This is a genomic window from Vitiosangium sp. GDMCC 1.1324 (assembly GCF_003044305.1).
Lineage (GTDB): Bacteria > Myxococcota > Myxococcia > Myxococcales > Myxococcaceae > Archangium.
Genome location: NZ_PZOX01000046.1, coordinates 1 through 12,696 on the forward strand (window position 1 = coordinate 1; position 12,696 = coordinate 12,696).

Annotated in this window: 14 protein-coding genes and 1 pseudogene; 9 read left to right on the top strand and 6 right to left on the bottom strand. The window is 66.4% G+C overall.

Translation table 11 applies throughout. From position 1 onward, the window contains the following. Both DAT35_RS61685 and DAT35_RS56720 read left to right on the top strand, forming a co-directional pair. On the top strand, window positions 1-218 hold a 218-nt coding region (locus DAT35_RS61685), incomplete at its 5' end, for a hypothetical protein (protein ID WP_158502309.1). 276 nt (window positions 219-494) lie between these two features. Then, window positions 495-701 carry a cytochrome P450 gene (locus DAT35_RS56720; RefSeq protein WP_108077822.1) on the top strand — a complete coding sequence of 69 codons (207 nt, stop codon included), beginning with the start codon at window positions 495-497 and terminating at the stop codon, window positions 699-701. A gap of 59 nt (window positions 702-760) precedes the next feature. Here DAT35_RS56720 and DAT35_RS56725 read toward each other — a convergent pair whose 3' ends face one another. Then, window positions 761-1,183 carry a nuclear transport factor 2 family protein gene (locus tag DAT35_RS56725; protein WP_108077823.1) on the bottom strand — a complete coding sequence of 141 codons (423 nt, stop codon included), beginning with the start codon at window positions 1,181-1,183 and terminating at the stop codon, window positions 761-763. A 90-nt stretch (window positions 1,184-1,273) separates the two neighbouring features. Between DAT35_RS56725 and DAT35_RS56730 the strand changes: the two genes are divergently transcribed. After that, window positions 1,274-2,224 carry a LysR family transcriptional regulator gene (locus tag DAT35_RS56730; protein ID WP_108077824.1) on the top strand — a complete coding sequence of 317 codons (951 nt, stop codon included), beginning with the start codon at window positions 1,274-1,276 and terminating at the stop codon, window positions 2,222-2,224. A 284-nt stretch (window positions 2,225-2,508) separates the two neighbouring features. On the opposite strand, the gene DAT35_RS62630 is transcribed toward DAT35_RS56730, so the two are convergent. Together DAT35_RS62630 and DAT35_RS62635 are read right to left on the bottom strand one after the other, a co-directional pair. Continuing rightward, window positions 2,509-2,712, bottom strand: coding sequence for a hypothetical protein (locus DAT35_RS62630; RefSeq protein ID WP_146210326.1), 204 nt, complete (start codon window positions 2,710-2,712; stop codon window positions 2,509-2,511). A gap of 382 nt (window positions 2,713-3,094) precedes the next feature. Continuing rightward, window positions 3,095-3,257, bottom strand: a pseudogene (locus DAT35_RS62635) (ISKra4 family transposase); the annotation flags it as partial. A 195-nt stretch (window positions 3,258-3,452) separates the two neighbouring features. Between DAT35_RS62635 and DAT35_RS56750 the strand changes: the two are divergent. Both DAT35_RS56750 and DAT35_RS56760 read left to right on the top strand, forming a co-directional pair. Beyond that, window positions 3,453-4,814 carry a DUF1254 domain-containing protein gene (locus tag DAT35_RS56750; protein ID WP_108077827.1) on the top strand — a complete coding sequence of 454 codons (1,362 nt, stop codon included), beginning with the start codon at window positions 3,453-3,455 and terminating at the stop codon, window positions 4,812-4,814. A gap of 871 nt (window positions 4,815-5,685) precedes the next feature. After that, window positions 5,686-6,333, top strand: a complete 648-nt coding sequence (locus DAT35_RS56760; protein ID WP_108077828.1) for an NAD(P)-dependent oxidoreductase — start codon at window positions 5,686-5,688, stop codon at window positions 6,331-6,333. 846 nt (window positions 6,334-7,179) lie between these two features. On the opposite strand, the gene DAT35_RS56775 is transcribed toward DAT35_RS56760, so the two are convergent. Further along, window positions 7,180-7,653 carry an ISAs1 family transposase gene (locus DAT35_RS56775; protein WP_108077842.1) on the bottom strand — a complete coding sequence of 158 codons (474 nt, stop codon included), beginning with the start codon at window positions 7,651-7,653 and terminating at the stop codon, window positions 7,180-7,182. A gap of 111 nt (window positions 7,654-7,764) precedes the next feature. On the opposite strand from DAT35_RS56775, the gene DAT35_RS56780 reads away from it, so the two are divergent. Both DAT35_RS56780 and DAT35_RS58660 read left to right on the top strand, forming a co-directional pair. Beyond that, complete coding sequence (locus DAT35_RS56780; protein WP_233262306.1) at window positions 7,765-9,054, top strand: transposase; 1,290 nt, start codon at window positions 7,765-7,767, stop codon at window positions 9,052-9,054. A 435-nt stretch (window positions 9,055-9,489) separates the two neighbouring features. Next, window positions 9,490-9,945, top strand: coding sequence for a hypothetical protein (locus DAT35_RS58660; RefSeq protein WP_146210327.1), 456 nt, complete (start codon window positions 9,490-9,492; stop codon window positions 9,943-9,945). Here DAT35_RS58660 and DAT35_RS61690 read toward each other — a convergent pair. Both DAT35_RS61690 and DAT35_RS56795 read right to left on the bottom strand, forming a co-directional pair. Further along, the gene (locus DAT35_RS61690; protein WP_233262307.1) at window positions 9,936-10,229 is read right to left on the bottom strand and encodes a hypothetical protein; all 294 of its coding nucleotides are present in this window, start codon (window positions 10,227-10,229) and stop codon (window positions 9,936-9,938) included. The two genes, DAT35_RS58660 and DAT35_RS61690, sit on opposite strands and share 10 nt — an antisense overlap. Beyond that, window positions 10,226-11,173 carry a LysR family transcriptional regulator gene (locus DAT35_RS56795; RefSeq protein ID WP_108077829.1) on the bottom strand — a complete coding sequence of 316 codons (948 nt, stop codon included), beginning with the start codon at window positions 11,171-11,173 and terminating at the stop codon, window positions 10,226-10,228. Before DAT35_RS56795 ends, DAT35_RS61690 begins: the two co-directional genes overlap by 4 nt. A gap of 111 nt (window positions 11,174-11,284) precedes the next feature. Between DAT35_RS56795 and DAT35_RS56800 the strand changes: the two genes are divergently transcribed. Next, window positions 11,285-11,611, top strand: a complete 327-nt coding sequence (locus tag DAT35_RS56800; RefSeq protein WP_108077830.1) for a nuclear transport factor 2 family protein — start codon at window positions 11,285-11,287, stop codon at window positions 11,609-11,611. Further along, window positions 11,608-12,414, top strand: coding sequence for an SDR family oxidoreductase (locus DAT35_RS56805; protein WP_233262308.1), 807 nt, complete (start codon window positions 11,608-11,610; stop codon window positions 12,412-12,414). Before DAT35_RS56800 ends, DAT35_RS56805 begins: the two co-directional genes overlap by 4 nt. Window positions 12,415-12,696 lie beyond the last annotated feature (282 nt).

Here is a 12,696-nt window from a genome sequence, read left to right on the forward strand (position 1 = left end):
CACCCCGGAATGTCTTCAAGGGGCGCGGCCGGGCACGCTTCGACACGGCCGAGATGGTCTATGTCCTGGAGGACGTGTTGATCGAACTCCGGCCGCACGGGGCTCTCTGGACGGCCAGCCTGCCGGTAGGCGGGACCCTGGATGTCACGCTGAACGACGCGAGCGGACCCTGGGTGTGGAGATTTACGGATGAGACTCCTCATCCATCCATGCGTTGAGTTCGTCCACCGTCACGCCGAGTGGCGTTCCTCCCTCGACATTCCACACCGCGGACAGGCGAACACGTCCAGGGCCTTCCGTCCTGCGCAGCAGCCCGGCCCACTCCACCCGCGCCGTCCTCTGCTTCCTCGGCTCCTCCTCCGTCGCGGCCAAGCAGAGGCTCTCCTTCTGTGGGCCCGCCTCCCTCCCCGCTTGAGGGAGACACGGTGTGCACGGAGGGCGATCAGTACCAGCCCCCCCGCGGCCGGTGAGGGCGGGGAGGACAGGCGCGGTGGATGCTCTCAGCGGGAGGAGCCTTCGGGGGTGGCCCGCGCCTGTGCATGGGCGCTTCACTCGCGAAGCTGGCACTGGTGCTCGTCATCGCGACGGTGGCGCGCCGTTACCGCCTCACGCTCGCGCCAGGCGCGAAGGTCTCTCCTTTCGCGGCGGCTTCCTTCCTCATTCCCCAGGGTGTTCGCCTGGTGCCAACGGCTCGGACCTGAAACGAACAGTGGCCCCCAGCCGGGAATCCCAAGGGGGGCGCGTCGTGGCGGGAGTGTGGCTACCGGGCTCCTGGGGGAATGCCCGGGCTGCCCAGCGCCATCGCGACGAGCTCCGTGTCGCAGTACTCGGTCAGCTCCCGCACCTTGCCATCGGCGAGACGGAAGACGTAACAGTATGTGTTGTTGTACGGCCTCCCCTCCTTCGTGGTGACGCGTCCCCGGACCTCGACGGCCACATGGTCATCCTCGGCGATGAAGCGGTGCGCGGTGGCCGTGTACCGGTCGGCGAATCGGGAGAACAGGGGGTCCAGGAGCTCGGTGCGGATCGCCTTCATTCCCTGGTATGTCCTTGACCAGCTCGTCGTTCCGATGATGGTCCACCGGGCATCATCCGCCAGGCTCTCCACGAAGGGCGCTCCATTGCCCTTCGCCAGCTCGGCGAAGACTCGCTGCAGCATCTGCTTGTTTTCCATCGCACCCATCGAACGCTCCTCCTTGAAGGTTCCGCGGAGAGACTGGCCCGCTGGCGCCCCTTCTTCCAATCGATGGCCCTCATGGTGTGAATTCACGCCATGAATCTGGCTTCCCTCGACCTCAACCTCCTCGTCGCGCTCGACGCCCTGCTGCTGGACACGAGCGTGAAGCGCGCGGCGATGAGGGTCGGCCTCTCCCAGCCCGCGATGAGCCACGCGCTCAACCGCCTGCGCGCGGCCATGGGCGATCCACTGCTCGTCCGCGTGGGCGCGCGCATGGTGTTGACGCCTCGTGCGGAGTCCCTGCGCAAGCCCCTCGCCGACGCCCTCCATCAGGTGCGGAGGCTCTTCGCCACCGAGCATTTCGACCCCGCGACCAGCACGCGGCGCTTCGCGCTCATGATGCCCGACCACGTCGGCGACCTCCTCCTGCCGCCCCTGGAGCAACGGTTGGCCGAACAGGCACCGCATGTCCGGCTCGACGTGACGCCCTGGCGCGGGCCCGCCGTCATGACCGCCGAGTTCGCACACTCCATCGACCTCGTCATCGCGTGCACGAGCGAATCCTTCGTGGGCTTCCACCGGCAGCGGCTCTTCTCCGACACGGAGGCACTCGCCCTCCGGCGCGAGCATCCCGTGGGCACACGCCTGAAGCGGCTGGAGCCTTTCCGGGCGGCCCGGCATGTCGCGGTCGTCGGAAGGGGACAGCGAGAGGATCCCATCGACACATGGCTGCGGGAACAGGGCGTCGAGCGGAACATCGCGCTGGCCGTGCCGAGCTACCTGCAGGCACTGCACGTGGCCGCCCGTACCGACCTCGTGGCATTCGTTCCTCAGCGCTTGATTGAAGCGCATGCCGCCTGTCTGTCACTCCTGGCGGTCCCCCCGCCCATCGACCCGGGAACCTTCGAGGAATTCATGTTCCGCCCGACACGGGCACAGATGGACCCGGGCTCTCTCTGGCTGAGGGACGTCGTCGCGGAGATAGGGCGGGGGCTGGACCGCCACCCGCGCAAGTTGGAGCTAAAGAAGCGCGTCGAGGTGACGTAGATTGCCTTGCCCACTGGTACTCTGGCTGCGCATGGATTTCCCCGACGCCCCAGCAGTCTCCCTCTCCGAGGACGCCGAGCCCATGGCCGCGGCCACATCCACATGAGCGAGCGCAGGAAGCAGGTGGAGCGTCCGGAGCTCCGGCTCGTGCAGGGGCTCTCCGCGCTCCTGCTGGTGCACCACTTCGGGCTGTGGGGCTGGATCGCGGTCCGTCGGGGCATTCCGCTGCTGGAGGGCCTGCAGCACTGGGATTCCGAGCTCTACAGCAACATCGTGACGCGGGGCTATTCCTGGACCGCATGGGGGTGGTTCTTCTTCCTCTTCAGCCCGGCCAGCTTCACGCTGCACTCGCACCACACCGAGGGGCTGTTCCTGCTGCTGTCGCTCGGCGCGTTCGCCTCCGCCTGGGATGGGCGCTTCTGGCGGACGGCGGTGTTCGCCGGATTGTGCGTGTGGTCGCGCAACCAGGGCGTGTTCGTGGCGATCACCTCGGCGCGGCGTATAGGCGGGAGAGAAGCCATGTTGAGGGTGAGGGCAGGAGAGGAGGGGCCGAGAAGGGCCGCTGCCGGGGCCAGCAAGGCCGCGCGCCGCGCCGGTTACACGGGACGGTACAACCTCTTGGGGCACACCCCTGCCCTGGCCGCCCTCGCTTCAGCACCACGCCTGCTGGGGTGCTCCCCGGGCCGGGGCCCGCTTCAGCGCCTGCGTGGGCAGTCCCAGGTGCTCCAATATCGAGCGCACCCCGGCGGGGGCCGTCACGTACGCCAAGACCCGCCGCCTGCCTCCACACCTCACGCAGGCGAACACGTCGATGTCGAACGTCCTCTTCAGCAACTCTGCCCCATCCACTCGCGGCGTCCTCTCCTTCCTGGCCGCTGCCTCAAGCCCCGCGCGCACCTCCTCCGCACCTGCTTGAGGGAGCGCCGTCGCTTCCGCCTCGCGCGAGGTGCCTCGGGCAAGCAGGTACGCCATGGGGCACTGCCGCCTCGGGCAGTCAGCCATCGGCCACGCACCCGGCCTGCACGTTGGTTGAGAGTCCACCCTTTCGTAGTGTGAGAGATTGGGATTTATCAGCCCTCGAGTCGAGACACACAGCCCGACCCGTTGCGACACCAATCACCATCCACCTGAGCGACGCCCCGTTGGAAAACGCAGGCGCGTGATTTTGTCGCTTGCGACGGAATGTTCAAACTTCATATCGTTTCAGCTCCCCAAACCAAGGAGTGGTATGCCTATCACGGTCAGCCCCGCCGAGGCGCGCGCCATTGTCAAGGATGCCTATCTGTATGGATGGCCTCTTTCCGAAAATTACAACACAATCTATGCCTACTCCATTGATCCGGAGAGCGGGAACTACAAGGCTCCCTTCAATCAGATCTTCAATGACTCCAAGGTGTTCACCCCGGCTGACACGGCCATCGTGACGCCGAACTCCGATACCCCCTACTCATTCATCTCCGCGGATCTCAGAGCAGAGCCTTTGGTGATCAGCGTGCCGGCCATGGTGCCGGAGAGGCGCTACTTCTCGTTCCAGTTGATCGACCTCTACACGTTCAACTTCAGCTACATCGGCACCCGGGCTACCGGGAACGGTGGGGGCCACTTCCTGCTGGCGGGCCCCTCGTGGGAGGGCGGGGACAGGTCCAGGTTCGATGGCATCTGCTACTGCGAGAGTCATTTCGCCCTGCTTATCGGACGCACGCAGCTCTTCGATTCTGGAGAAATTTCCGCAGTCCAGGACCTCCAGCGTCAGTATAAGGTCCAGACCCTGAGTGAGTTTCTCGGGACCTCGAAGCCGCCCCGTGCTCCTTCCATCAAGAATTGGCCGTCCCCCGTTGTCGGAGATAAGAGCAAGACACCCGAGGTCTTCGGCGTCATCAATTTCATGCTCCAATTCTGCCCCACCAATCCCACCGAGGTGGGGTTGATGGAGCGTTTCGCTCGAATCGGAGTGGGCGCCGGCCTGCCGTTCGATGTGAAGTCCCTGAGCCCCGACATGCTTGCGGCTTTCGAAGCAGGCATTGCCGATGCATGGGAGGAGTTCGAGACACTCAACAAGCAAGTCGCCACAGGCGAGGCGAACTCAAACGACTTTTTCGGTACGCGGGAATCCCTCAACAACAACTACCTGTACCGCTTCGCGGGGGCGAAGAACGGAATCTACGGAAACTCCAAGCAGGAAGCCATCTATCCGTTCTACAGCGTGGATGATGCGGATCAGATACCTGATGGCTCGACGTCTAAATACACGATCACCCTGACCGAACTGCCACCGGCCAAGGCGTTCTGGTCCATCACGATGTATGACGCCAAGACCCAATTGCTCATCAACAACCCCATCAATAAGTATCTGGTGAACAGCACGATGATGGACGACTTCACGCGTGGGGAGGACGGCTCCATCACCATCTACCTCCAGAAGGATCGCCTGTCGGAAGATAAGGGGGGGGATCCGAACTGGCTGCCAGCCCCTGCTGCCCCGTTCTACGCGGTCATGCGGCTCTACGTCCCGGAGCCTCGCGCATACGAAGGCGGGTGGAGTCCCCCTCCGATGAAGTTCGCGGGCTCATTGTCGAAGAAGAGCGCCTGACCCGCGCTGGTACGCCGGAGTCGCTCGCGTTTCCTATCTCCAGGCGGGCCTGATTCACGCCTCATCTGACTGAGTCGTGAATCAGTATGAGCCCAGGAGAGTGAACACGGGATGTGGGCGCGCGCGGGAGACGTATACATATAGGCGGGAGAGAGGCCCTGTTGAGGGTGAGGGCTGGAGCGGAGGGGCCGAGGAGGGCCGCTGACGGGGCCTCCCGAGCGATGCTCCCGGCCGGTGGACAGACCGCTTGAACCCCCTTGGGGTACACGCCTGCCCAGGCCTCGCTCCCATCAGGTGCGTGGCTGGGGCCGCCGGCCTGGTGGCTGTCTTGCGCCTCAACACCTCGCGGCCTGGGCTGGCCCTCGCGCCGGGGCCAACCTCGCACAGGCCGTGGGCAAGCCCAGGTGCTCCACAATCGCCCTCACCCCGGGGGCCCCCTTCACCTACGCCAATACACTCCGCCTGCCTCCACTCCTCACGCAGCCGAACACGTCCAAGTCCAACGTCCTCCTGAGCAACTCGGCCCACTCTACTCTCGGTGTCATCTCCTTCATCCGCTCCTTCCTGCCCGCTGCCTCAAGCCCCGCGCGCACCTCCTCCTCACCTGCTTGAGGGACCAGAAATGGCCGCAGTTTGGCGCCTGGAGCGAAGACGCCGTGGAACCCTGAGCTATCCCCTCATATTGGACCGAAAACTTCCCGGAAAACGGGTTGTTCGGACAGTAATTCAGCGAATCGAACCATCAGGTCTGGACGAACGTCGCCATGGATTTCCTGTTCATCTCTTTCCATGTCATGGCTGGGGCCGGCGTGTTGGCCGCGACTAGGTGCCGTCCTAGCAGGACGGAGCGGGCCGCGAAGGGAGAGCACACGTGAGCCGGGTGATCATCTTCGGAGCAAATGGACGCACTGGCCGTTTGATCGTCGAGGAGGCTCTGCGTGCCGGGCACGACGTCACCGCCGCGGTCCGCACCCCGGAGAAGTTCCCACCGGTCACCGTCGGGACCTCTACCCAGCAAGGGACGATGGCCGTCGTGCGCGCCGACGTGCGCGACCCCGCCAGCGTGCAAGCCGCCGTAGCGGGCCACGACGCCGTGGTCTCCGCGATCGGCCCTCCCGGCCGGCGCGCGCTCGGTCTCTACTCCGACGGCGCCCGGGCCCTCGTCACCGCGATGGAACGCACCGGTGTCGGCCGCATCATCGCCCTCTCCTCGGCTGGCGTCCGCCACGACGACCCCCAGTTCGCGTTCTGGTACCGCTGCATCGCTCGCACCCTGCTCAAGGAGCTCTACGACGACATGCGCCTCATGGAATCGATTGTCCGCGAGAGCACCCTCGACTGGACCTTCGTTCGCCCCTCCCATCTCGAGGACAAGACGCCCACCGGGCTCTACCGCGTCCAGGATGGCGGAACCCCCCCGGGCGGATGGAAGGTGACCCGCACCGATCTCGCCCGGTTCATCATCCGCGAACTCGACGAGCACCGCTGGTCGCACGCCGCCCCCACCCTCGCCCAATGAGCCTCCATGAGGTCTTCTCGCCTTTGAGGCCTCAAACGACGAACGCCCGGGTCCCTCGTTCAGGGTCCCGGGCGTCATCATGTCCAACTCCTGCTGCTCACGCCGCGTCGAGCACCATTGACCGCACCAGGGCTGGTAAACGCAAGGCATCATGACTGAACAACCCGAGCTACTGGCTTCATATTGGACCATCGCGGGCGGCGCCGAGCCACATACCGATCGCGACCGCCACCAAGGCCCCAACAGTTCCAGCCCGGTGAAGAGCAGGTGCGTGGTGCCGTCCGGCAGCGGGCGCTTCATGCGGTAGGCGATGCGGCCATCCTCCTCTCGTGGCAAACGCTCCAGCGCCAGTGCACCGCGCGCCCCGTAGCAGACGAGAGCGGAGGGGCCGAGGAGGGCCGCTGGAGCATAGGAAGGACAGGAGCCCTATTGGGCGTAGCGGGCGGGAGCAGAGGGGGAGGTGAGGGACGCTGACGGGGAGCCCATGAGCCGCACGCCGAGCCGGCGCAGAAGCCTTTCATCTCCAGCAGACACACGCCAGCCCAGCCCAGCCGCCTTCCCAGCAGGGGCGCGGCAGGGGCCTGGCTCTCTTGGCTGGTTGGGGCGGCTTGCGCTTCAACACCACGCGCTCTGGGGCGGCCCTCGCGCAGGGGCCAGGTGCGCACTCGCCGTGGGCAACCCCAGGTGCTCCACAATCGCTCTCACCCCTCCTGCTCCCTTCTCGTACGCCAACACCCTCCGCCTGCCTCCACTCCTCAAGCACGCGAACACATCCAGGGCGAACCTCCTGAGCAGCAGCCCGGCCCAGTCCAAACGGGGTGTGCTCCTTCCTCGGCTCCTCCACCGTCACGGCAAAGGCGGGGCTCTCCTCCTCCTCCTCCTGCCCCGGCTCCGCCCCTGCTTGAGGGAGCTCCGCGGCGAAGAGCCACATGTCCGCCGCCGACCAGCCTCCGACACCGCCTTCACCCACGACATGAAGCAACGGCTGAAGGCCTCCGGGTTGAGCGCTGCGAAGAGACGGCCGAAGGTGTCGTGTGAGGGAATGCCGTTGGGCAACGAAAGGAAGCTTTCAAACCACTCGCGCTTCGCCTTGGCGAATTCCTCCAACGCCACCCAGCTGTCCACCCCGCATATGAAGCCGCACACGGCGATGACCAGCATGTCCATCAGCGAGTGCTTCTTCGTCCGCTCGACGCGTGGGTCCTCCAGCTTCGAGAAGTGCTGCGCCAGGCTCGCTGTTCGGGCTGGGGACTTGTCCATAGTCCCCGGTAGTCCACATCCCGCCTGGTGCTGTCCAACATGGCGGCTAACCCGCGCCATCTCTGGCACCAGCCCAGATTTAGATGCGCTTCCCCTGCCTCACGGCACGGCGCGGAGGCGGCGTGTCGGAGCCCTCCCGTAGCGTCCTCGCCTGGGTGTGGAGGGGGCGGGATGGGCGAGGGCGACTGTCCGGGTGCGGTGCGCCTCACAGGTGGGCATGCGTACCGCAGGCGGCCGCCGGAGAAGACGCTGCTGTACCGGGCGGTGCAGGAGAACCTGGCCTCCCTGCGGGACGAGGCCGCGGAGTTGGGGCGTGGGCTTCCGCGGCACGTGGACCGCGACTTCGCGCGCTACCTCGAGTGCGGCGTCCTCGCGCACGGCTTTGCACGGGTGTGGTGCGGGACGTGCAAGGATGACTTGCTGGTGGCCTTCTCCTGCAAGGGCCGTGGCGTGTGCCCCTCGTGCAACGCCCGGCGCGCCCACGTCACCGCCGCGCACCTGGTGGAGCAGGTGCTGCCACAAGTGCCCTACCGGCAGTGGACACTGTCCTTCCCGCACCGCGTGCGGTGGGTGCTGCTGAAGGACGCGGGCCTGCTGTCCGAGGTGCTGGGCGTCTTCCTGCGGGCCCTCTTCGCGCTGCAGCGTCGGCGTGCCAGACGGCTCGGCACGCGGGGTGGGCAGACAAGGGCCGTCACCTTCACCCAGTACTTCGGCTCGGCGCTGCAGCTCACCCCGCACTTCCACTCCGTGGTGCCGGACGGCGTGTGGGTGCCGCTGGACGACGAGGTGCGCTTCGTGCTGCTACCCCCTCCAAGCCAGGAGGAGGTGGAGAGGCTGGTAGCGGTGGTGCGCACGCGGGTGCTGCGGCTACTGGAGAGGCGGGGCGTGCTGCCAGCGGAGGGGCCCGAGGATGCCAAGCAGGCGTACCAGGTGCACTCCCTGCAGCAGCGCTTGCGCTTCGCCGGCCCGGACGTGAAGCCGCCGCCGAGGAGGGTGCCCCGGTGCGCGTACTTGGAAGGTTTCTCCCTGCACGCCAACACCCACCTACATGCCAATGACAGGGAGGGCCTGGAGCGCCTCTGCCGGTACGGAGCGCGTGGAGCGCTGGCCCTCGAGCGCTTCGAGGAAGGGGAGGACGGAGCCATTCTCTATCGCATGAAGCGACCCATGCCGGATGGGGCGACGCACCTGCGCTTCTCCGGGCTGAAACTCCTCCGCAGGCTGGCCGCCCTGGTGCCGCCGCCGAGGAGCAACCTGGTGCGCTACCACGGTGTTTTCGCCTCGGGGGCGACACTCAGGCCATTTCTGGTGCCCACAGCAGCCGCACCGGCGGAAGGGGAGAGTACGGGCGGCGAAGCAGGTGAAGCGCAGGGAGCGCGCCGCTGGCGTACGGCCAGACTCGACTGGGCGGGCCTGCAGAAGCGGACAGTCCGCGAGGACGTGTTGGAGTGCCAGAGGTGAGGAGGCAGGCGGCGGGTGGTGGCCTACCTGACGCACGCGCCTGCGGTGCGGCAGGTGCTGGTGCACCTGAAGCTGCCCACCGACGTGCCGCCTTTGGCGCCCGCACGCGGGCCGCCCCTGCCAGACTTCTGGCAGTAGGCCCCCCAAGCACACGCACCAGCCCCCGCGCCCACCCGCCCGCAGCCTTCACCTGGGAGGCGGGACTTGGGGAGGGGTGCGCTCACACCGCCAGCAGAGAGCACCTCGAAGGCCGCCCGCCCCTGCCAGAGCGCGGGTGCAGCCATCGACTTCATCCACCTCGCCGCCCAGCCCCCCCCGCAAGAGCGCGCCTGTTCCTCCTATGCTCAGCGCGGTATTCACATCCAGGTGCTATGGCAGACCGGTGCGTGCAGCGACCTGACCATTGCACGCCGCCCTTCCTACACGAGGGCCACCTTGCCCGAGACCATCAAGCTCATTGGCACACTGGTGGAGCAGAAGAGGACCGATAGGGAGATAGCGGCTGAGCTGAACCAACGGGGGCTGCTCTCCGGAGTCAAGCGCGCTTGGGACAAGCAAGCGGTGCGCTGGGTGCGCAGGCGCTACGGCATCCACCGTCAGCCGGTGGGACGACGGCGAGGACGGCCTCGACAGCCGGAGCGCCGGGCTGACGGCCTGTACTCAACGCACGGTGTCGCCGCACTGCTGGACGTTACTGAGACAGTAGTGCGCTCCTGGGTGGAGAAGGGCTGGCTGCGATGTGTCGAGGGCGGCGGTCCTGGCACTCCTCGGTGGTACAAGCTCGATCGCTCGACGCTCAATCGGCTGAGGGCCGCCACGGCCCAGGGAAATAACTCCAGCGGACGCGGAGCTGCTCAAATAAGTGTGGAGGAGGAGGGGCATTATGCATAGGCCATCAGGTACGCCAACACCCGGCGCCTGCCTCCACACCTGGCACAGGTGAAGACATCCAACGCGAACGTCCTGCGGAGCAGCCCGGCCCAATCCACCCGCGCCGTCCTCTGATTCCTCGGCTCCTCCACCGTCGCGGCCAAGCAGAGGCTCTCCTTCTGTGGGCCCGCCTCCCTCCCCGCTTGAACCTGGCCCGGCGGATCGACCCAGAGCCCGCACGAGAAGCCGCGCTCCCTCCAGCTCCGTTCGACGACGGCTCGGTCGATGCGCCTCGCATCGCTCATGATGCTGGCTTTCCCTTGGCGCGCGAAGCCTGCGCGCGCGTCGGATCATGCCGGCCCTGACCACTCTTGAGGAAGTCGACCAGCGCCTTCAGCTTGGGCGCGATGTTCACGCGACTCGGATAGTAGAGGAAGTATCCCGGAAACTGCGGGCAGTACTTGTCGAGGACGCGTACGAGCGTCTTCTCCGCCACGTGCCGCGTGACCATTTTCTCGAAGATGTACGCCAGGCCGAGCCCGTCGAGGGCGGCGTCCACCAGCACGGCGCCGTCGTTCGTGACGACGTGCCCGTCCACCGCGATCTCGAGGTCCTTGCCGTTCTCGACGAACCTCCACCGCTCGACCGTGCCCCGCGTTGGCATGCGCAGGTTGATGCAGTCATGCGCGTGCAGCTCGCGGGGGTGCGTTGGCTTCCCGCGAGCCGCGAAATAGCTCGGCGAGCCCACGACGACGAGGCGCTGATCGACGCTCACTCGGACCGCGATCATCTCGCGATCGAGGGTGTGGCCGAGGCGAAGCCCCGCGTCGAATCCCTCGGCGACGATGTTCGAGAGGGTCTCGTCGAGGGAGATGTCGACGCGGACGTCGGGGTACTCGGCGAGGAAACGCGCGAGGATCGGCCTCACGACGTCCATGTAGCCGGTCCGCAGCATCGTGAGGCGCAAGAGCCCCGATGGGCGACTGCGAAGCTCGCCGAGCGATTCGAGCGCCTCGTCGATCTGGTGGAGGGCGGGCGAGATCCGCGCGACGAATTGGGCGCCCGCCTCCGTGAGCCCCACGTTGCGCGTGGTGCGTGCGAGGAGCCGCACGCCGATGCGGTCCTCCAACGCGCGGATGGTCTGGCTCACGGCGGACGGAGTCACCCGTAACTCGGCGGCGGCGGCCGTGAAGCTCTTCTTCTCCGCGACACAAAGGAGCGCTCGCAGTCCCGCTAGGTCATCTCGCATTTGTTAGTACAGCTTCATACCACATGCAGATTATAGCCAGTTTTCTAAATCTGTACCGGCCGTAGATTGAGGGCTGTGAGGTTCGCTGAGGAACGAAAGGAGGACGTCTCCATGACTGCAAAACTACCCCCGCTGCTCGCCGACTACTTCGCCGCGACCAACGCGCACGACGTCGCGGCGATGAGCGCCGCCTTCTCCGAGGGCGCGACCGTGCACGACGAGGGTCGAGACCACCACGGCCTGACCGCGATTCGCACGTGGATGAAGGAGACGATCGAGAAGTATGACTACCAGGTCGATCCGCTCGAGTCGTCCCGAACGGGCAAGAAGGCCGTCGTGCTCGTCTCGCTGCGCGGGACCTTTCCCGGGAGCCCGATCACCCTCCAGTACGCCTTCACCCTGGAGGGTCAGAAGATCTCCCGGTTGGAGATCGGATGATGGCGACTCAGACGACGTTCCCCGTCACACCGACTGAGCTCGCCGGCAAGCGCGCGCTGGTCACCGGCGGCACCGAAGGTGTGGGCGCCGCCATCGTTTCCCGGCTAGCGGCGGCGGGCGCCAGGGTGGCGACGACCGCCCGGTCCGAGCGGCCGAGAGATGATGCGTCGGATCTCTACGTGCAGGCTGACGTCAGCACCTCCGCCGGCGTGCAATCCGTCGCTCGTGCTGTGGTCGACCGCTACCGCGGCGTCGACATCCTCATTCACAACGTCGGTGGATCATCCGCGCCGGCAGGCGGTTTCGCTGCGCTTACCGACGACGAGTGGCAGCGCGAGCTCGATCTGAACTTGCTGGCGGCGGTTCGGCTGGACCGCGCGCTCTTGCCGGCGATGCTCGAGCAGCGATCGGGTGTGATCGTTCATGTCACCTCCATCCAGCGCGTCCTTCCGCTCTACGACGCGACGCTCGCGTACGCAGCCGCGAAGGCGGCGCTCGCCACATACAGCAAGGGGCTCGCCAACGAGGTTGGTCCCAAGGGCGTTCGGGTGGTGTCCGTCGCGCCGGGGTTCACCGAGACGATGGCGGCGCACCGTCTCATCCTGCGGCTAGCGGAGGAGCGCGGGGTCGACGAGCACACTGCGCGCCAAGGGCTGATGGATTCTCTGGGCGGGATCCCGATCGGCCGCCCCAATCGCCCCGAAGAGGTCGCCGAGCTCGTCGCCTTCTTGGTCTCAGAGCGCGCCGCTTCGATTCATGGCGCCGAGTACGTCATCGACGGCGGCACGGTCCCGACGATTTGATGAGAGGGCTGAGCTCGGAACGGAACAAGCCAACGCAAGAAAGGAGAGGATCCCATGAACCCGAAGGAGAAATTTTACCAAGTCCTCATCAGCTCGGCGTATAGGCAGGATAGAGGCCATGTTGCGGGTGAGGGCAGGAGCGGAGGTGTGGTGGAGGGCCGCTGACAGGGGCCGCCCGAGCCGTGAGCCAAGCGGGAGGACAGGCCGCGCAGCCCGTTGGAATACACGCCGGCCCTGGCCGCTCGCCCATGAGGTGCGCGGCAGGGGCTTGGCTCTCCTGGC